At 52.2% G+C, this 18,250-nt stretch carries 17 protein-coding genes; 2 read left to right on the top strand and 15 right to left on the bottom strand.

Going from position 1 to position 18,250, the window contains the following annotated elements:
- Positions 1-63: 63 nt before the first annotated feature.
- Positions 64-846 (bottom strand): SDR family NAD(P)-dependent oxidoreductase, encoded by a 783-nt coding sequence (locus tag J2T14_RS15490; RefSeq protein ID WP_307200805.1) that lies wholly within the window; start codon positions 844-846, stop codon positions 64-66.
- Between the two features lie 98 nt (positions 847-944).
- Between J2T14_RS15490 and J2T14_RS15485 the strand changes: the two genes are divergently transcribed.
- Positions 945-4,079: a hybrid sensor histidine kinase/response regulator gene (locus tag J2T14_RS15485; protein WP_307472155.1), complete on the top strand. Its 3,135-nt coding sequence runs from the start codon at positions 945-947 to the stop codon at positions 4,077-4,079.
- 66 nt (positions 4,080-4,145) lie between these two features.
- Here J2T14_RS15485 and fur read toward each other — a convergent pair whose 3' ends face one another.
- From fur to J2T14_RS15435, 10 genes are all read right to left on the bottom strand, one after another.
- A complete protein-coding gene (gene fur, locus J2T14_RS15480; RefSeq protein ID WP_307200809.1) occupies positions 4,146-4,631 on the bottom strand; it encodes a ferric iron uptake transcriptional regulator in 486 nt (161 codons plus the stop codon).
- Positions 4,632-4,772: 141 nt separating this feature from the next.
- Positions 4,773-5,174, bottom strand: coding sequence for a DUF2203 domain-containing protein (locus tag J2T14_RS15475; protein WP_307201034.1), 402 nt, complete (start codon positions 5,172-5,174; stop codon positions 4,773-4,775).
- A gap of 22 nt (positions 5,175-5,196) precedes the next feature.
- Positions 5,197-5,988, bottom strand: coding sequence for a lipid II flippase Amj family protein (locus J2T14_RS15470; protein ID WP_307200811.1), 792 nt, complete (start codon positions 5,986-5,988; stop codon positions 5,197-5,199).
- Positions 5,989-6,143: 155 nt separating this feature from the next.
- The gene (locus tag J2T14_RS15465) at positions 6,144-6,590 is read right to left on the bottom strand and encodes a hypothetical protein (RefSeq protein WP_307472153.1); all 447 of its coding nucleotides are present in this window, start codon (positions 6,588-6,590) and stop codon (positions 6,144-6,146) included.
- 140 nt (positions 6,591-6,730) lie between these two features.
- Entirely contained in the window at positions 6,731-7,795 is a 1,065-nt protein-coding gene (locus tag J2T14_RS15460; RefSeq protein WP_307472151.1) for a sulfate ABC transporter substrate-binding protein, read from the bottom strand.
- Between the two features lie 53 nt (positions 7,796-7,848).
- Entirely contained in the window at positions 7,849-8,913 is a 1,065-nt protein-coding gene (locus J2T14_RS15455; RefSeq protein WP_307472149.1) for a sulfate/molybdate ABC transporter ATP-binding protein, read from the bottom strand.
- 3 nt (positions 8,914-8,916) lie between these two features.
- Positions 8,917-9,714 carry a sulfate ABC transporter permease gene (locus J2T14_RS15450; RefSeq protein WP_307201036.1) on the bottom strand — a complete coding sequence of 266 codons (798 nt, stop codon included), beginning with the start codon at positions 9,712-9,714 and terminating at the stop codon, positions 8,917-8,919.
- Between the two features lie 2 nt (positions 9,715-9,716).
- On the bottom strand, positions 9,717-10,523 hold the full coding sequence (gene cysT, locus J2T14_RS15445) for a sulfate ABC transporter permease subunit CysT (protein ID WP_307472937.1): 807 nt from the start codon (positions 10,521-10,523) through the stop codon (positions 9,717-9,719).
- Between the two features lie 229 nt (positions 10,524-10,752).
- Positions 10,753-11,385 (bottom strand): YigZ family protein, encoded by a 633-nt coding sequence (locus J2T14_RS15440; protein WP_307472147.1) that lies wholly within the window; start codon positions 11,383-11,385, stop codon positions 10,753-10,755.
- A 25-nt stretch (positions 11,386-11,410) separates the two neighbouring features.
- Complete coding sequence (locus J2T14_RS15435) at positions 11,411-12,760, bottom strand: glucose-6-phosphate isomerase (protein WP_307200822.1); 1,350 nt, start codon at positions 12,758-12,760, stop codon at positions 11,411-11,413.
- Positions 12,761-12,943: 183 nt separating this feature from the next.
- Here J2T14_RS15435 and J2T14_RS15430 point away from each other — a divergent pair, with 183 nt between their 5' ends.
- The gene (locus J2T14_RS15430; RefSeq protein WP_307472145.1) at positions 12,944-13,837 is read left to right on the top strand and encodes an NAD(P)-dependent oxidoreductase; all 894 of its coding nucleotides are present in this window, start codon (positions 12,944-12,946) and stop codon (positions 13,835-13,837) included.
- A gap of 66 nt (positions 13,838-13,903) precedes the next feature.
- Here the strand turns inward: J2T14_RS15430 and J2T14_RS15425 are convergent, their stop codons facing one another.
- The 4 genes from J2T14_RS15425 to purU form a co-directional block, all read right to left on the bottom strand.
- Positions 13,904-14,428 carry a DUF420 domain-containing protein gene (locus J2T14_RS15425; RefSeq protein ID WP_307200826.1) on the bottom strand — a complete coding sequence of 175 codons (525 nt, stop codon included), beginning with the start codon at positions 14,426-14,428 and terminating at the stop codon, positions 13,904-13,906.
- Positions 14,429-14,610: 182 nt separating this feature from the next.
- Positions 14,611-14,928, bottom strand: coding sequence for a pyrimidine/purine nucleoside phosphorylase (gene ppnP, locus J2T14_RS15420; protein WP_307200828.1), 318 nt, complete (start codon positions 14,926-14,928; stop codon positions 14,611-14,613).
- 52 nt (positions 14,929-14,980) lie between these two features.
- On the bottom strand, positions 14,981-16,999 hold the full coding sequence (gene tkt, locus J2T14_RS15415) for a transketolase (RefSeq protein WP_307200830.1): 2,019 nt from the start codon (positions 16,997-16,999) through the stop codon (positions 14,981-14,983).
- A 335-nt stretch (positions 17,000-17,334) separates the two neighbouring features.
- Positions 17,335-18,237, bottom strand: a complete 903-nt coding sequence (purU, locus tag J2T14_RS15410; protein WP_307200832.1) for a formyltetrahydrofolate deformylase — start codon at positions 18,235-18,237, stop codon at positions 17,335-17,337.
- Positions 18,238-18,250 lie beyond the last annotated feature (13 nt).

Genomic DNA, 18,250 nt, shown 5'->3' with positions numbered 1-18,250 from the left:
TAATCAGATCTTAAGATCTCTTCTCAGTATACATGACTAGAATCATTCCAGTATAGGTATTCTTTACAATACGGAGGCGGTTCCGCCATCGATGTTGACCGACGTTCCGGTTACGAAGGAAGCGGCTTCCGATACGAGGAAGGCGATGACGTTCGCCGCTTCCCTCGCCTCGCCGATGCGCCCAAGCGGAATGCGATGCTTCGGATCGGCGGCGAATTGCTCCCACGACTGCTCGGGCGCCGTCGTTCGCCACATCCGCTCGATCTGCTCGCTGCGGATGAGGCCGATGCATACGGCGTTGACGCGAATATGATCCGCGGCGAGATCCTTGCTCATCGCCTTCGTTAGGGCAAGCCCGGCCGCCCGGCTTACGGACGTCGGCAGCGACGAAGCCCCCGGCGTCTTCCCTCCGATCGCCGTCACGTTCACGATTGCGCCGCGTCCGGCGGCGCGCATATATGGCAGTGCCTCGCGCGCGAAGTGAATCGCTCCGAACAGCTTCAGATCAAGATCGGCCGACCACGCATCCGTGCCGACATCAGCAAACGGACGCGCCGCAGACGTGCCCGCATTGTTAACGAGAATATCGATTCGCCCGAACCTCTCTACGGTCCTCGATACCGCTTGAGCAGCGGCTTCCGGCTGCGAAACGTCCGCGCTGATCGTTAGCACCGACTTGCCGGTCTTCGCTGCGATTTCTCCTGCCGCAGCAGCAAGGCCGCTGCTGTCTCTTGCGACAATGGCAACCTCCGCTCCTTCGGAAGCGAGCAGCATGGCTGTTGCCAGTCCGATTCCTTTACTGCCGCCCGTAACGATAGCCGCCTTGCCTCTCAATCCAAGCTCCATTGTTTTCGCTCCTCATCTACTTTTCTAATATACTAATCCAGCGTCATAGTGCCGCGCAGCAAACAGGAATCCAGGCCCTCCCTGTCGAAACAATAGGAATGATGACAAAACGAATACAACTACTACTCCTATTAGTACTTTTTCTATTGGCGCTGTCCGGCATACGAATGCTGTACTTAAGCCTGTTTGCGATACCCGAGCATCCTAAGGCAATAAATGGCGTGCTCGACCTGCGGGATCTGCCTCTTTCGCAATCGCACCCGATTACGCTGGACGGCGAATGGGCTTTCTATCCGAATGCTCTGCTGACGCCGGAGGAGGCATTGGCAATGGATAGCCTTCCGCAACCAAATTATATACCCGTGCCGGGCATTTGGAATGCTTATTTGGCTAAGGAAGAGTCCGAGGACAGCAAGTCCTCTTATTATTACGGTACTTATCGTCTTAAGGTTCTATTGAATGACGAGGATAACCACCTGTATGCGATGCGTTTATCGCGTGTGCTGTCCGCCTTCAAAGTCATCGTGAACGGTCATACAATTGTCGAACGAGGACATCCTGCCGAGTCCGTCGAACGATTCCAAGCGTATAATCCGCCGGCAACCGTATCCTTCATCGCCGAGAACGCAGTGCTGGACATTCTCGTACAAGTGGCGCATTATGATTACGGAAGCGGGGGCGGAATTAACAATTCGATTAAATTTGGCACCGATGCCGCTATGGACAAACAGAGCTCGCTCTCAGTCAGCATGCAGATTGTCGTATGCGTCATGCTGCTGGTGCATGCGTTGTACGCTGCCATTTTGTACCTGTTCAAGACAAGACATAAAGGCATTCTTTATTTCGTATTCTTTCTGCTCAGTACGATCTTGTCCATACTGGTCGATGACGATAAGCTGCTGGTCTCCTGGACTTCGATAAGCTATATATGGAATGCCAAGCTCATACTCATGGCCTATACAGGGATTAGCGCCTTCATGATGTTATTCGCAATGAACCTGTTTCCGAACTATAACCTATCGCGAGCTTTACGGATTATCGCCGCATTGTGCGGCATTTATGTTCTATTCGTACTCACCATGCCTGTGCAATATGTAATGTATACGGCTTACTGGATTTTGCTGCTTCTGTTCATTCCCGCATGTATCGTCACAATCATCATTATGCGGAATATTATTCTAGGTGAAAGCGATGCCGTGTTCTTCCTGTTATCGGCTGCTGCCATCGTTTCCAATATGTTCTGGAGCGCCTTTAAGTCATGGGGACTGTTGCCCAATACGTATTATCCGATCGACATCCTTTTGGCTGTCATTTTATTCGCTGCATTCTGGCTGAAGCGGTTTCTCCGAACGAACGAACAGAATGCGAAGCTGGCTAACAGCTTGCTAATGGCCGACAAGATGAAGGACGACTTTCTTGCGAACACCTCTCATGAGCTTCGCAATCCGCTCCATGCCATGATAAATATTGCCAGGTCTGTTCAGGAAAGCCACAGTGCTGCCTCTAACGCGAACCACCCTCGCGATCTGGAGCTGCTCATAACGATCGGCCGCCGCATGTCGCATCTGTTAACCGATTTGCTTGACCTAACACGTCTGAAAGAGCATCGGATACGGCTCCAACCGGACAATATTCAGCTTCAACCGATTGCAACAAGCGTATTCGATATGCTTCGGTTCATGACAGAAGGCAAGCCGATTGATTTCAAGCTGGACATACCAAAGTCCTTGCCGGCTGTATATGCGGACGAGAATAGGCTCGTACAGATCTTAAGCAATCTGGTCCATAATGCAGTTAAATATACGAACGAAGGAAGCATTACGATCCGTGCCTCCGTTGAAGGCGGAGATGCCCGTATCGTTGTCTCGGATACTGGCATCGGTATCGGCAGCGAAACGATTGATAAAATATTTCTTCCCTACGAGCAAGGCGATTCGAGCATCACGTCAAGGGGCGGAGGCATCGGTCTAGGGCTTAATATTTGCAAGCAGCTCGTTGAGCTTCAAGGAAGCAAACTAAGCGTCGCCTCGGTTCCCGGACAAGGCTCTGCTTTCAGCTTTACAATGCCGCTGGCACGTAAGTCGGAGGAGCCGGCCGAACCTTCTGCGCCGTTGACGGGCGAGAATTCAGGGACTTACGCCGCTGCGAAGGAAACGGCGGCAGGAGCCGAGACAATGGCCTCAGAGGTTGCCGATCCTGCTGCGGAAACACTGCCGCGCATCCTTGCAGTCGATGACGATCCCGTTAACTTAAAAGTGCTCCAGATCCTGCTGCCTAGCGACCGCTTCCATCTCGTTACGGCAACTAGCGGCAAGGAAGCGCTCGAATTGCTGGACCGCGGCTTCTATCAGCTCGTCATAACGGATGTCATGATGCCGGAGATGTCCGGCTATGAGCTTACTGCCATTATCCGAGAGCGCTTCTCGCTCTCGGAGCTGCCGATTCTGCTGCTCACCGCCCGTACGCAGCCAGATGACATAGCCGCAGGCTTCAAGGCCGGCGCAAGCGACTACGTGATCAAACCCGTAGACGCGCTCGAATTGCGTTCTCGCGTCAGCGCGCTAACCGATCTGCAGCAATCGATTGCCGACCGGCTCCGCCTTGAGGCAGCTTGGCTGCAAGCGCAGATTCAGCCGCATTTTCTATTCAATACGCTGAACTCGATCTCCGCGCTTATCGATATCGATGTCGATCGCATGCGTAATTTGCTCCATATGTTCGGCGAATATTTGAATAAGAGCTTCAACTTCAACAATGCCGATCATGTTGTCCCGCTTGCGCATGAGCTTGAGCTTGTAAGATCCTACTTATACATCGAGAAAGAAAGGTTCGACGAGAGGCTGAATGTCATCTGGGAAGCGGATGAGCAGCAAACGTTAGATCTGCCGCCGCTCTCTATCCAGCCGCTAGTGGAAAATGCGCTCATTCATGGCATTCTTAAACGTTCGCGCGGAGGTACGGTTTGCATTCGCATCGTTTACAACGATGACTTCACCGAGGTGTCGATCATCGACGATGGCGTCGGTATGGAGAAAGAGAAGCTTCAGTCGTTATTGACGAAGCGGACGAGCAAGAGCGGGGGCATCGGTTTGCTCAATATCGACCGCCGGTTGAAGCAGCTGTACGGCGAAGGCCTTGTTGTAGTAAGCGAACAGCATGAAGGGACGTCAGTCACCTTCCGTATTCCGAAGAGATGCGATCGCGTTTTTAAAAAAAACGGACGCCAGCAATAAGAAAAGGTTGAGCCTCTACATAGAGAGCTCAACCTTTTCTTATTGCGATTGTATTCACGATACTGCTTACGATACGGCTTTGCCCGTTTTCTTGCAGGTTCCGCTGCCGTTTTTGCACTTTTTGTACGTGCCGGTAAAGTCCAAACGATGATCGGATACTTTGAAGCCGAATTCGCGTTCGATCCGCTCTTCGATTTCCGTCAACCAGTCTTCTTTGATTTCCTGAAGCGAGCCGCATACCTCGCAGATCAAATGGTGGTGCATATGTTCGTGATCCGCATCGCGCAAGTCGTAGCGGGCTACGCCGTCGCCGAAATTCATTTTCTCAACGACATGAAGCTCCGCGAGCAGCTCTAGCGTACGGTAGACGGTAGCAAGGCCAATCTCGGGATACGTAGCCTTAACGAGCATGAATACGCCCTCTGCGCTCAGATGATCTTCTTCATTCTCAAGCAGTACCCGCAAAATAATCTCGCGTTGTGTCGTCAATTTGTATCCGTTCGCCATCAGATGACGATTGATTTTATCGATTTCCGCATTGATGTTCAACATTATCAGGTACCTCCTCTAATCACTTATAGCAAAGCCGATACAGAAAGCGCCTATCCCGTGACAAAGCTAGTTTTTTAGAATAATTATAATTTAATCGTAATACAATTTGCCGAAATACGCAAACGAATTACGGTTATCTCCTTAAGGAAATGGTTTGCGTCCCATGAAACCTTCATTCCAACCGTGATAATGGGAAACTTGGTCCTCACCCTGCTTCCAGCAGAGAAGCACTTCCTCCCCTTCCAGTATTGCCGGAAAATCCAATAGGCCCGGAGATATCGATTTTATCAAAACGCCTTTGCGCGTAAAGTTGCTAATCTGGAGCTCTGCTTCCATTCTCATGAAATCAAGCTGGCTTTCCTGTTCAAAATAAGGGTCGGGCGCCGTTTCTCGCGTTTCCGCAGACAACTTATGCTTCGCCTTAATCGTCTGCAGTTCCAAATATCGATCGTCAATCTCGTCGATGAGTGCCTGCAGCTTATACAGCTCCTGCTTAAGCACGGGCAACAGTACATTCGCTTCATCGAGCGTAAAAAGTTTCATATCCACTTGCCGACTCTCCTTCTTAAATAAGCTTAACGATTGTGATAATCAAATAAGCGGCCGGTACTATAAGCAGTTGGGCGAGCAGCGTACCGAAGAAGCGGGATACCATGAGCAGCGTATATATTTTGCCGAGCTGGCTCTTCGCCGTTTCGTCCTTCGTCGCCTTATCCATGATCAGCCCAAGCTGCGGATCGATAAATATCGTAAGCAGCACCGTCGCAATACCATTTATAATGCCCGATGTCTGCGATGCGGTCGTGCTTAATGCCGGCACAAGATGGGCCGCGTATAAGGCGGAAATGACACCTACCGTATAGAATGCCGTAACCGCAACGTTGAGGAAAATAAACCGCTTCGGAATGCCCAAGTAGCGAAAGGAGCTTAGCCGAATGCGCGGCCTCTTGATGTAACGCTTCGCATTTTTTAATTGCCCTAGCGTGACGCTGGAAAGCAACTTCGGTATCGACCCGGTTACTTCCAGGCGGGCAATAATTCTTCCGCATAGAGGAACGAACGTCGGAAACAGCGCGATTGCGATTAACGTTCCAATGGAGGCTGCGAACAATACGATCCGGAAGTAGCCGAGTATGTCGAAGGTTGCATCCGTCCTTGCATGATCGACGAAATGTCCGGTTGTAAGAGCTTGCAGCATGTTGGCGGTTCTCGATATGAGTACGATAATGCCTGTCAAGGAGAGGGCTACCGCGATCTTGTTCATTTTGACGCCAGCATACCGAACCGCATAAGACAACGTTTCGGCGGCGTGTATAATGACGGTTAATAACACGACAAATAGGAGACTGTTAACCATCGATTCAACTCCGTAATCGCGCATTGCCGAACAATGCGGCGAATGGTAAAAAATCAGCAATATATTACTATTCGCCTTATTGGTTTAAATCCCCTTCGCGGTCAACGCAAAAAAAAGGAGAATGCCCTGAAGCCGTTCGGCTCCCGAAACTCTCCTCATTTGATTTCGATCGCAAACGCAGCCGAAGTGCTCCCCTTCGACAATTTGCCTTTTCTCCACCAAGCGGACACTCCGAAATAATAAACGCCCTTCTCCGTCGGCGCCGTTATCTTGCCTTTAGCAAAAGGAACATCGGTCGGTTGCCCGTCTTTGAATTGCTTAACGGTCATCGTAGAAGGCTTCGATCTGTTCTTGAACGCAATAGAGATGTCCGCTCCGCTGGATACTTCTATCGCTGGTTCATCCTTTAGCATTGATTCCGGATCAGCATAATCGGCGCAAGTATTGCCCCAGCAATAGCTGCTCTGATAAGCCTTGATTTGCGTTTTCCCTGCTTTAACGACTGGCAAAGGCGGCTTGCCTACCGAACAGCCGGCAAGCACGGACAAGACCACTGCCATTGCGATCAATGTTAGCGCCGCTCGTAAGGATCTTTTGTGCATGCGATTCACCTCTTTGCTTGTAAGACGGTACTATGCATTCAAAAGTTGCAACGGTACGAAAGGAAAAAACCTCCGTTCGCAGCGCTGTATCCTTAAGACGAGGCGCTCCGAGCCGAGGTTTCTTGTTCATGCGGATTAAATTATAAGTCTGCCAGCACCTGGTACCAGACGCCTTTCTTCGAATATAGCGTCTTTCTTACTTCTGCCCAGCCGCCGAGATATGAAATGTCGAACAGTCCTTCCGGAACGGTAAACCGATCTGCCGTCTCTGCGGCCACCTCCTCGTTCACGGGACGGAAGCCGTAATCGGCGAAGATGCGCTGTGCATCGTCGCTGTGCAAGTAGGCAATGAACGCTTCGGCTAGCTCGCGCGTACCGTGCTTGTCGGCGTTCTTATCGACGACGGCAGCCGGATTCTCGATCAGAATCGTGCTGGATGGAATAACGATATCGTAGTCGACGCCTTGCTTAATCCGCGATAACAGCTCGTTCTCGTAAGTAACGATTACATCGCCGACGCCGTATTCGAAGGCAGCCATCGAAGCGCGCCCGCTCTTATCCAGCGACTCTACATTCTCATGTACCGACTTCAGGAAGCTCTTGGCATATGCCGGATCCTTAGTACCCGTTTCCCGCTCCGACTTCTTCAGACCGGCGCCGTAGATGGCGTTAATGTCCCATTGCGCGCCGCCCGACGTCTTCGGATTCGGATACAGCACCTTCACGCCGCGCTTGGTGATGTCATCCCAATCTTGAATGCCTAGCGGATTTCCTTCGCGCGTACCCATAACGACGATCGAATTCGTAATCATGCCGCCGCTGCTCTGCGTCTTCCAATCTTCCGTAATGAAACCGGCTTCCGCGATTTTGTCGAGGTCACCCTCCATCGCCATAATCGCCACATCCGCCTCAAAGCCGCCTGCAATCGCGCGCGCCTGAGTCCCCGATGCTTCGTACGATTCCTGGAACGACACCTTCTGGCCGGTCTTCTCCAGCCAGTACGCTTGGAACTTCGGAAGAATATCTCCGAATGCGTCCTTAACAACCGAATATGCACCGATTACAAGCGTTACATCGCCGTCTGGTACGGAAGATTCAGCGCCGGGATCGTTATGCCCATTGCCGCTGCAGCCCGCTATCGTTAGCAGCGCCGCAGCCAGCAGCAATGCGATCAGACGCTGGCTTGTTGCTCGATATAATTTCATGTTCGCATACAACTCTTTCTGCTAAGATGGATGGCTAATCATTCGACTCGAAATCAGATATGAATGGGCATTGGATCGACCTTCAGCTTGTTTTCCTCGATCCAGCTCTCGTTGTCGTTGAACAAGTAGGCGCGGTGCACGAGCACGCTGACCTGATCGCCGGGATGCAGGACTTCCTTCTCCAGCGAGCGGTACGTAATAAGCTTCGTATCCCCTACCTCAAGCTCTACCATCCATTCGCTGCCGCGGAAGTGCAAATGCTTTACCTTGCCATCCATCGTAGCGGAAGCGAGTCTGATCTCTCCTGGCTTGCCGATCTCGATATATTCAGGACGGATAAGCGCCTTCGTGCCGGCAACCTTGCTTGCGTCCTCGAAGCCCTTGAGCTTCTCTACATTTTCAACAATGGTGGACTCGCCGATGAAGCTTGCTACGAAAGGCGTTTGCGGATTTTTATAAATTTCCCACGGCGTACCCTTCTGCTCGAGCTTGCCTTTGCTGATTATCATGATTTCGTCGGCGACTTCAATCGCTTCTTCTTGGTCATGCGTAACGAAAATCGATGTAATGCCGACACGCTCGATCATTTCCTTGAGCCATGTACGGAGCTCCGTGCGGATCTTCGCATCGATAGCGGCGAACGGCTCGTCGAGCAGCAGCAATTGCGGCTCCGGCGCAAGCGCTCTGGCGAACGCGACACGCTGGCGTTGGCCGCCGGACAGCTGATGCGCGTAACGATGCTCGAACCCTTTGAGTCCGGTCAGCTCTACCAGCGTCATAACACGCTCGCGAATTTGTTCCTTCGACTGCTTCTTTACTTTTAAGCCGAACGCGATATTATCATAGACCGTCATATGCTTGAACAGCGCATAGTTCTGGAACACAAAGCCGATGCCGCGCTCTTGCGGAGGCAAGTCGTTTACACGCTTGCCGTGAAACAAGATATCGCCCGAGGAAGGCGTCTCCAGCCCTGCCAGCATACGCAGGATCGACGTCTTGCCGCCGCCGCTTGGTCCAAGCAGGCCGATCAGGTGGCCTTTTTCGATCTCGAAGCTTACATTTTGCACGGCATGAAAGTCGCCAAAGCTTTTATCAAGATTCCGCACTTCAATATGCATGGGTCAGTGCACTTCCTTTCGTTTTTTTGCCCACTCCATTAAGAGCAGCAGCCCCACGGAGAAAGCCGCAAGCACAAGCGCGATGCCATTGGCGGCAACGACGTTGAAATTTTCGACATCCTGATAAACTAGCGTAGTCGCGGTTTGCGTTTTGTTCATTATATTGCCTGAGACGACCAGCACAGCACCGAATTCGCCAAGCGACCGCGCCACGGTAAGTACGACCCCATAAATAACGCCCCATCGAATCGCGGGCCAAGTCACTTTCCAGAACGTATACCAAGAGTATGCCCCCAGCGTCGAGGCCGCTTCTTCCTGCTGCGAACCGATTTCCTGCAGCACCGGCATCACCTCGCGCACCATAAGCGGGAAAGTTACGAATAGCGTAGCGAGCACCATGCCCGGCAGCGCATATACGATCTTGATTCCCGCATCCTCGAACAATGCGCCAAGGACGGTGTTAGGCCCAAGAATAAGTACGATCATCAAGCCGCCGATAACCGGCGATACCGCGAACGGCAAGTCAACAATGCTGTTAAGCAGCCGCTTCATCCGTTTGCCGATCCATTCGGCCCGGACGAGGTACAGCGCCAGCATGATGCCGAATACGGTATTAAGCGCCGTAACGATAACGACGATAATCCCTGTCATCATCAAGGCATGCAGCGATTGCTTCCGGGTGATGCCTTCTATGAAGCCGCTCCACCCTTCCGCCCACGAACCGGTAAAGATCTTCACCAGCGGTGCGATAAGCAGCAGAGCAAATACAATATAAGTGAGCGTAATCCAAAGCCTTCTAATCGTCATTGTCCCGACCTCCTTGCTTGAATGAGGTTAACGGTCCAAAGGATGATGAAGGACAGCGTCAGCAGCATGACGGATATAGCGGCTGCGCCTTGCGGATTGTCGCTTTCGATTTCGCCAAAAATATATACCGACGCGATAAGCGTCTTCCCTGGAATATTGCCTGCAACGAGTACGACCGCGCCGAATTCCGCCAGCGCACGGGAGAAGGCAAGCATCGCGCCGCTCAAAATACCCGGCAGCATCGAAGGGAAGATGACGCTGAAGAACGTCTTGGCACGGGATGCGCCCAGCATATATGCCGCTTCTTCTTCCGACTTGTCAAGCTCCTCCAGCAATGGCTGGATCGCCCGAATAACGAACGGGAACGTAACGAACAACATCGCGACAACGATCGCCGGTTCATGAAATACGATCTCGATGCCCATCTTGCCCGCCAAGCCTCCAACGAGGCTCCCCGGCCCAAGCAGCAGCAGGATCATCAGTCCGCCTACCGCGGTAGGCAACGCGAACGGCAAATCGACCAAGCTATTGAGCAGTCTGCGCCCCGGGAACCGGTAGCGGATCAGCACCCAGCCAATCATTGTTCCAAGAAACACGTTAATAACTGTAGCAATAACCGAAAGCTTGACGGTTAGCAGCACGGCCTTCCACGCTAACGGGTCCGAGACGCTTTCCCAGAAAGGAAGCCAGCCCAGCGAGAAGGACTGCGTATAAATTCCGACAATAGGCAATACGATAAGAATGACAAAATAGAGCATAATGGCGCTCCGGAAACCAAAGCTCCATCCTCTTCCGCGAAACATGGCATTCACTGTGACTTAACCTCCAGACCATCGGTTCGTACCGTAGGTGTAGCAAAGAAAAAAACATAATTCCTATTAAGTTACTAGGTATTAATAATGTAGCATCCCGGCAAGGTTGCAGTCAATGGTTAATTAACAGTTTCTGATGAAAATCATTGCGAAAATTTATAGATAACAAAGGAACAAAAGGAGCACGGGCGACCAGCTGTCGCCAATGCTCCTCCTTATGTTATTCGCCTTCAATGCAGTATAGACTCTCGCCTTCGCCGATAACGGCCTGACCTTGCGTCAGATCGGTCATCCAGGCGATGAAGGCTTCCGCCTCCTGCTCCTCCGGCAGGCAGCGGACGATTACGCGATCGGTGAACTCCGTACCGCCGACACGCGTTCCTCTGCCGTGCAGCTCGTTCTCCAGCTTGCCGTACCAGGTGTAGTCGACATCAACGAACACTTCCCGGTGCAGCACATTTACGATCTCCTCGGCAGCCTCGATACCCGCCACCGCGCCGTCCGTATAAGCGCGGACAAGTCCGCCCGCACCGAGCATGATGCCGCCGAAGTAGCGCGTCACGACAACGGCTACATTTTTAAGACCTTTGTTCTTAATCACTTCGAGGATCGGCTTGCCTGCCGTTCCGCTCGGCTCGCCATCGTCGGAAGCCTTCTGATGCTGATCGCGCTCCCCAATCATATAAGCCGAGCAGTTATGCGTTGCTTGGCGGTGCAGCCGCTTGATCTCATCAATGAAGGCTACCGCTTCTTCTTCCGTCTCTACCGGCTTCGCATAGCCGATGAACCGGGACTTCTTGATCACGATCTCTGCGCTTGCTTCCTGTCGGACCGTCCGATAGTTGTTCAGCATAGGTTAGACTTCTCGCGGCAGCCGATTACAGGCGCGCTTCAAGCTCCGCTTTTTCCTTCTCGAAGCCTGGTTTGCCAAGCAGCGCGAACATGTTTTTCTTGTACGCTTCGACGCCCGGCTGGTCGAACGGGTTAACGCCGAGCAGGTAACCGCTGATGCCGCAAGCTTTCTCGAAGAAGTAGACCAGATAACCGAATGAATACGGCGTCATGTCGGCGATGTTCACGATCAGGTTCGGCACTTGGCCGTCCGTGTGCGCAAGCAACGTGCCTTCGAACGCTTTCTTGTTCACGAAGTCCATCGTCTTGCCCGTCAAGAAGTTGAGTCCGTCCAAATCCTCGGAATCATGCTCGATCGTAATTTGCTCCGCGACTTCATTCACTTGGATAACCGTTTCGAAAATGTTGCGGTTGCCCTCTTGGATGAATTGGCCCATCGAGTGCAGATCGGTCGAGAAGTCAACCGCTGCCGGGAAGATGCCTTTATAATCTTTGCCTTCGCTCTCGCCGTACAGCTGCTTCCACCACTCCGACACGAAGTGAAGCGCGGGCTCGTAATTGACGAGAATTTCCGTTGCTTTCCCTTTGCGGTAGAGCGCGTTGCGGGCTGCCGCATATTGGTATGCCTCGTTCTCCGCGAGATTCGGGTTCGCATATTCTTTGGACGCGTCGGCAGCGCCTTGCATCATCGCATCGATATCGATGCCGGCAGCGGCGATCGGCAGCAAGCCAACGGCAGTCAGCACGGAATAACGTCCGCCCACGTCGTCAGGAATGATGAACGATTCGTAGCCCTCTTCGCTCGACAGCTTCTTCAGTGCGCCCTTGGAAGCATCGGTCGTAGCGTAGATGCGCTTGCGCGCTTCCTCCTTGCCGTATTTCTTCTCCAGCGCAGCGCGGAATACGCGGAATGCGATTGCCGGCTCCGTCGTCGTGCCGGATTTCGAAATGACGTTGATCGACCAGTCGCGGCCTTCTACCAGCTGCAGCAGGTGGGTCACGTAGTTTGAGCTGATGTTGTTGCCTGCAAACAGGATCTGAGGCGTCTTGCGCTGTTCCTTCGGCAAAATATTATAGAACGAATGCGACAGCATCTCGATCGCCGCGCGCGCGCCAAGGTACGAGCCGCCGATGCCGATGACGATCAGCACCTCGGAATCGGATTTGATTTTGTCTGCCGCTTGTTTGATGCGAGCGAACTCTTCTTTATCGTAATTGGTCGGAAGATCGATCCAGCCCAAGTAATCCGAGCCTGCTCCCGTGCCATTATGTAATTGTTCGTGTGCGAGGCGTACCGCGCCTGCAAGGTTATCAAGCTCGTTCTGACCGACGAAAGTCAGCGCTTTGCTGTAGTCGAACTTTACTGTTTTGCTCATGGAAATTAAGACCTCCTAGGTTTTGGTCAAGCATGCGGATAACCAGTGTTATGATAACGATTTGCAACTCAGCATTTAGAATATCGGATTTACCATATAAAAACAAGCTCGCAAACCATGAAAACTTTTTAAAGTGGATGTATAATTGATGCAAAAGCCATTTGGAAATCGGAGGAAATCATTATGAAAAAAATTGGATTTATCGGGTTAGGCGTAATGGGTATCGGCATGGCGGCTAATTTGCTGCGCAAAGGCCATCAGGTAAGCGTATATAACCGTACACCGGGCAGAGCAAGCGAGCTAATCGGACTTGGCGCCACTGAGCTGGGCTCTCCCTTCGAAGTAACGGCTGCGTCGGATATCGTCATTACGATGATTAGCAACGATGATGCGATTAGACAAGTCTACTGGGGCGAGAGCGGCGTGTTCGCAGCCGTACGCAGCGGCATGACGTTGATTGACAGCAGCACTATATCGCCAACGCTCGCCTTGGAGCTTGCGAAAGCGGCCGAGGGACTCGGAGCGAGCTTCCTCGATGCTCCTGTTACGGGAAGTAAGCCGGCAGCCGAGGGCGGCACGCTCGTATTCATGGTCGGCGGATCGGAAGCGACGCTTGCCGGCGTGCAGGACATCCTATTTGCGATGGGTCGCAAAGTCATTCCAATGGGCGCAAGCGGCAGCGGGGCAACCGCTAAGCTGGCGCATAATACAATCGTCGGCATCAATGCGGTCGCCCTTGTCGAAGGCATGGCGATCGCTGCCAAAGGCGGCATTGACGGAGCAGCGTTCATCGAGCTTGTCCAGTCGGGCGGAGCGGCGAGCCGTACGGCGGAACTCAAAGGTCCGAAAATTTTGGAGGACAATTACGACGTTCAATTCTCTCTAGAGCTTATGCTCAAGGATCTGCGCTTGTCGTCGGTGTTGTCCGACAGCCTGAAAGTACCTACGCCGATGCTGGAAGCGGCGAAGAGCTTGTTCCAAGTCGGCGACGCCATGGGACTCGGCGCGCTTGATATGGCCAGCGTTGGCAAAGCTTACGAGCAATGGATCGGTCGCAAGCTGAGCGGACGCGACTAACCTCTAGAGAAGGGGCTGCCTTCGGTCGTTAATCGACCAAGGCAGCCCCTTTTTTGATATAGCGTATCAGGAGTAGTAAGGCGAAATCATCAGGTATACGACAACGCCAGTGAAACTAACGTACAGCCAGATCGGCATTGTCCATCTTGCGATTTTGCGGTGCTTCTCTACCTGCATCGACAACCCTCTTACGACCGACATTAAGGCAAGCGGCACAACTACGATCGCAAGAACGATATGGGTCAGCAGAACGAAGAAGTAAATCGAGCGAAGAATGCCTTCGCCGCCGTATTTCGTTGATTCCGTCAAGTAGTGGTACGTCACATACGAGATTAGAAACAGAGTCGTCGAGCCGAAGGCGGCGAAGATAAACGCTTTGTGCATGCGAATGTTTTTCTTTAGAATAGCGGTCAAGGCAACGACAAGCGCGATGAATGTGAAGCAGTTGAAGATCGCATTCAGCAGCGGCAATATCGTCACGTCAAAATGCACCTCGCCGTCGTAAGCCGGCAAGAAGAACAATACGGCGATAATGGCGACCAGCACAACCGATAAGATCGCGATAAGCGGTGTATAGTTTTTTTGTTCCATGGCATGTAATCCTCCCAGCCTGTATCCTGTTTCCATTAACTTTATCCGATTCCACAGGCCAAAACAATTCAATTCCGGCGATCTTTGTCACGGAAAATCGAATTTTGCGCTTTCGCATTCTTTAAGACGAAGAAGAGGGCCGCACGCCTAAGCGTACAGCCCTCATTCTTGTATGACTTAACTTACTCGTAAATATACGAGCAGCAGTAGTCGGATACCGCAGCGACTTGAAGCTTGAACTTCGTGTTCGCAGGTACGGTGAATTCGCCTTCGCCTTGAATGTGCAGCCATTCGCTTTCGCCAGGAAGCAGCACTTTCAGGTCGCCGGCAAGGATTTCCATGATTTCGACGCAATCCGTACCGAACTCATACTCGCCTGGCAGCATAATGCCGAGCGTTTTTTTCGTTCCGTCCGGGAACACGACTACGCGGCTTGTTACTTTGCCGTCAAAGTAGACGTTCGCTTTTTTGACTACTGTTACGTTTTCGAATTGGGACATAAGTACTTGTAAGCTCCTTTATCTATCGAATGCTAAAGCGGAGAAGCCGTTCTTACAGCAATGCTTTCACTTTGCTAACAACGTTCTCAACTGTGAAGCCGTACTCTTTGATTACGCGGTCGCCAGGAGCCGATGCGCCGAAACGATCGATCGCAAGGATGTCGCCTTGGTCGCCCGTGTAACGCTCCCAACCGAAAGGATGAGCCATTTCGATTGCAAGACGAGCTTTAACTTCAGGAAGCAATACGGAGTTTTTGTACTCCTTCGATTGCTTCTCGAACAGATTCCAGCTCGGCATGCTGATGACGCGTACTTGAATGCCTTCTTCGGCAAGCGCCTTCTGAGCGGCTACCGCCAATTGAACCTCGGAGCCCGTCGCAAGAATTTGCGCTTGCGGCTTGCCGTTTGCAGCGTCGGACACTACATAAGCACCACGGCTTACGTTCTCGCGAACGTTGTTAACCGTACCTTCAAGGATCGGCAAGTTTTGGCGAGTTAGAACGAGCGCTACCGGACCATCCGTGTTCTCCGTTGCATAAGCCCATGCCGCGGAAGTTTCGTTCGCGTCGGCAGGACGGATAACCGTAAGGTCGGGGATGATACGGATCGAAGCGAGCTGCTCGATCGGCTCATGCGTTGGACCGTCTTCGCCGACGGCGATGCTGTCATGCGTAAGCACGTATACGACAGGAAGCTTCATCAGAGCGGCAAGTCGGATCGCCGGACGCAGGTAGTCGGTGAATACGAAGAACGTACCGCCGAATACTTTCAGACCGCTGTGAAGCGCAATACCGTTCATTGCTGCAGCCATACCGAACTCGCGAACGCCGAAGTAGATGTTGCGGCCGTCGTAGCTGCCTGGTTTGAATTGCGTCAAACCTTTCAAGTGCGTCATTGTCGAGCTCTCAAGGTCGGCGGAGCCGCCAACAAGGTTAGGCACGTTAGCTGCAAGACCGTTCAGCGCGTTACCGGAAGCGACGCGTGTGGAAACCGGCTTGTCTTCCGTCGTATAGACAGGAAGCGCAGCATCCCAGCCCTTAGGCAATTCGCCAGCGATTGCTGTCTCGAATTGAGCGGCAAGCTCTGGGTATGCTTGTTTGTAAGCAGCGAAAGCGGCTTCCCAAGCAGCGTTAGCTTTCTCGCCGTTTGCTTTCACTTCCGCGAAGTTTGCGCGAACCTCGTCAGGCACGTGGAATTGATGCTCCTCGTTCCAGCCGTAAGCTTGCTTCGTCAGCTTCGTTTCGTCAACGCCAAGCGGGGAACCGTGAGGACCTGCATGACCGCCTTTGCCGCCTTTGTTCGGGCTGCCGTAGCCGATTACCGTTTTAACTTCGATCAAAGTCGGTTTGGACAGATCGGCTTGAGCCTCTGCAACCGCTTTGGACAGCGCGTCAAGATCGTTGCCGTCCTCAACGCGAAGCACTTGCCAGCCGTAACCTTCGAAACGCTTCTGAACGCTCTCCGAGTAGGAAAGGCTCAATTCGCCGTCAAGTGAGATGTCGTTGGAATCATAGAGAACAACCAATTTGCCAAGACCAAGGTGGCCTGCGAACGATGCAGCTTCATGGGAGATGCCTTCCATCAAGTCGCCGTCGCCGCAAATCGAGTATGTGAAGTGGTTAATAACGTTATGGCCTTCTTTGTTATAAGTAGCGGCAAGCTGGGCCTCAGCCATTGCCATGCCGACAGCCATTGCAATACCTTGTCCAAGCGGACCCGTAGTTGCGTCAACGCCGGCGGTGTGGCCGTACTCCGGGTGACCTGGAGTCAGCGAGCCCCATTGACGGAAGTTTTGCAGTTCCTCAATCGGAAGATCGTAGCCTGAGAGGTGCAGAAGGCTGTATAGCAGCATCGAGCCGTGTCCCGCGGATAATACGAAACGGTCGCGGTTAACCCAAGTCGGGTTGGACGGGTTATGGTTCATATTTTTGGCGAACAATTGATACCCCATTGGAGCAGCGCCCATCGGCATGCCCGGGTGACCGGATTTGGCTTTCTCGATCGAGTCGATCGCAAGCGTACGGATCGTATCAATCGACAGTTGGTCAATCGATTTTTGTGTAACAGTCATTCCTATTTCCTCCTAATAGTTGAATCTAATTTGTTATCGTTTCACAATTGCACATGAACGATACGGTCTTATTAAAAGTATAAGAAAGTATAAGTTTCACCCTATACTATGCTTATGCTTCTTCGGAAGAAACGCGCCGTGCCGCCTAGGGACGGCATCAGCCGTTTCACCTTGAACATAGGAATGTATAAGTTTTCCCCATATACTTGCGCCTATATTTTTCACGAAACACTTTGTCCTAAAAAAGGACATCGTAGTCGTTTCTTCTCAGCCTAATAACAACTTTGAACATTGTATCACTCCGGTGGGCTGTTTTCCATCCTAAAATGATCGGACTAGTTGAATACAACCGTTTTGTTCTGGTGTACAATGACCCGGTCTTCGATATGCCACTTCACGGCGCGGGCAAGGACGACGCGCTCGATCGTGCGCCCGATTCGCTTAAGCTCGTTCACGTTATCGCGATGGCTGACCCGCTCGACGTCCTGCTCGATAATCGGCCCGCCGTCCAGCTCTTCCGTTACATAGTGAGCCGTTGCTCCGATCAGCTTAACTCCGCGCGTATAAGCCTGCGCGTACGGCTTGCCGCCGACGAACGCAGGCAGGAACGAGTGATGGATGTTGATAATGCGATTCGGGAATTGCTCGATGAACTTCGGCGAGATGATTTGCATATAACGGGCAAGCACGATAATGTCGGCCTTATCGGCGACGACTTCCATCTGCTTCTTCTCCGCTTCCGCCTTTGTGTCGGCCGTTACCGGAATGTGATGGTACGGAATACCGAACGATTGAACCATCTCCTGCATGTCCAGATGATTGCTGATGACCATCGATATGTCGGCGTCCAGATCTCCTGCCTTCCATTGCCACAACAGCTCAAGCAGACAATGATCCTCCTTCGATACGAAGATAGCGAGGCGTTTCTTGCGGCTGGCGCGGAACGTATGCCATTTCATGTCGAAGCGGTCGGCCACTCTTGCGAAATCCTCGACCAATACCGGCAATTCGCGATCCAGATCATTCAGATCGAACTCGAAACGAATAAAGAACATGCCGCCCTCCGGATCCATCGAATATTGATCGGACTGGACAATGTTAGCCCCATGCTCGTATAGGAAATGCGACACCGCAGCGACAATGCCCGGACGGTCCGGACAAGAGATCAGCATCCGGGCGCGTCCGCTCTTATCGGCTGCCGATGCAGCGTTTTGAGATTGATTGAATTGTGATGACATCTACGTTTACTTC

Source organism: Paenibacillus harenae (assembly GCF_030812415.1).
GTDB classification, from domain to species: domain Bacteria; phylum Bacillota; class Bacilli; order Paenibacillales; family Paenibacillaceae; genus Pristimantibacillus; species Pristimantibacillus harenae_A.
The sequence above is the reverse complement of the archived record's forward strand: the minus strand, read 5'-3'. Positions and strand labels throughout refer to the sequence as shown.

Coding starts and splice junctions, on each gene's coding strand:
- cysT (WP_307472937.1), bottom strand. CDS start 10,523: ATGTTTCGCGGAAGAGGATGGAGCTTTGGTTTCCGGAGCGCCATTATG.
- J2T14_RS15460 (WP_307472151.1), bottom strand. CDS start 7,795: ATGAAATTATATCGAGCAACAAGCCAGCGTCTGATCGCATTGCTGCTG.
- purU (WP_307200832.1), bottom strand. CDS start 18,237: ATGTCATCACAATTCAATCAATCTCAAAACGCTGCATCGGCAGCCGAT.
- J2T14_RS15425 (WP_307200826.1), bottom strand. CDS start 14,428: ATGGAACAAAAAAACTATACACCGCTTATCGCGATCTTATCGGTTGTG.
- J2T14_RS15440 (WP_307472147.1), bottom strand. CDS start 11,385: ATGCTGAACAACTATCGGACGGTCCGACAGGAAGCAAGCGCAGAGATC.
- J2T14_RS15470 (WP_307200811.1), bottom strand. CDS start 5,988: ATGGTTAACAGTCTCCTATTTGTCGTGTTATTAACCGTCATTATACAC.
- J2T14_RS15455 (WP_307472149.1), bottom strand. CDS start 8,913: ATGCATATTGAAGTGCGGAATCTTGATAAAAGCTTTGGCGACTTTCAT.
- J2T14_RS15465 (WP_307472153.1), bottom strand. CDS start 6,590: ATGCACAAAAGATCCTTACGAGCGGCGCTAACATTGATCGCAATGGCA.
- J2T14_RS15490 (WP_307200805.1), bottom strand. CDS start 846: ATGGAGCTTGGATTGAGAGGCAAGGCGGCTATCGTTACGGGCGGCAGT.
- tkt (WP_307200830.1), bottom strand. CDS start 16,999: ATGACTGTTACACAAAAATCGATTGACCAACTGTCGATTGATACGATC.
- J2T14_RS15475 (WP_307201034.1), bottom strand. CDS start 5,174: ATGAAACTTTTTACGCTCGATGAAGCGAATGTACTGTTGCCCGTGCTT.
- J2T14_RS15485 (WP_307472155.1), top strand. CDS start 945: ATGATGACAAAACGAATACAACTACTACTCCTATTAGTACTTTTTCTA.
- ppnP (WP_307200828.1), bottom strand. CDS start 14,928: ATGTCCCAATTCGAAAACGTAACAGTAGTCAAAAAAGCGAACGTCTAC.
- J2T14_RS15430 (WP_307472145.1), top strand. CDS start 12,944: ATGAAAAAAATTGGATTTATCGGGTTAGGCGTAATGGGTATCGGCATG.
- fur (WP_307200809.1), bottom strand. CDS start 4,631: ATGTTGAACATCAATGCGGAAATCGATAAAATCAATCGTCATCTGATG.
- J2T14_RS15435 (WP_307200822.1), bottom strand. CDS start 12,760: ATGAGCAAAACAGTAAAGTTCGACTACAGCAAAGCGCTGACTTTCGTC.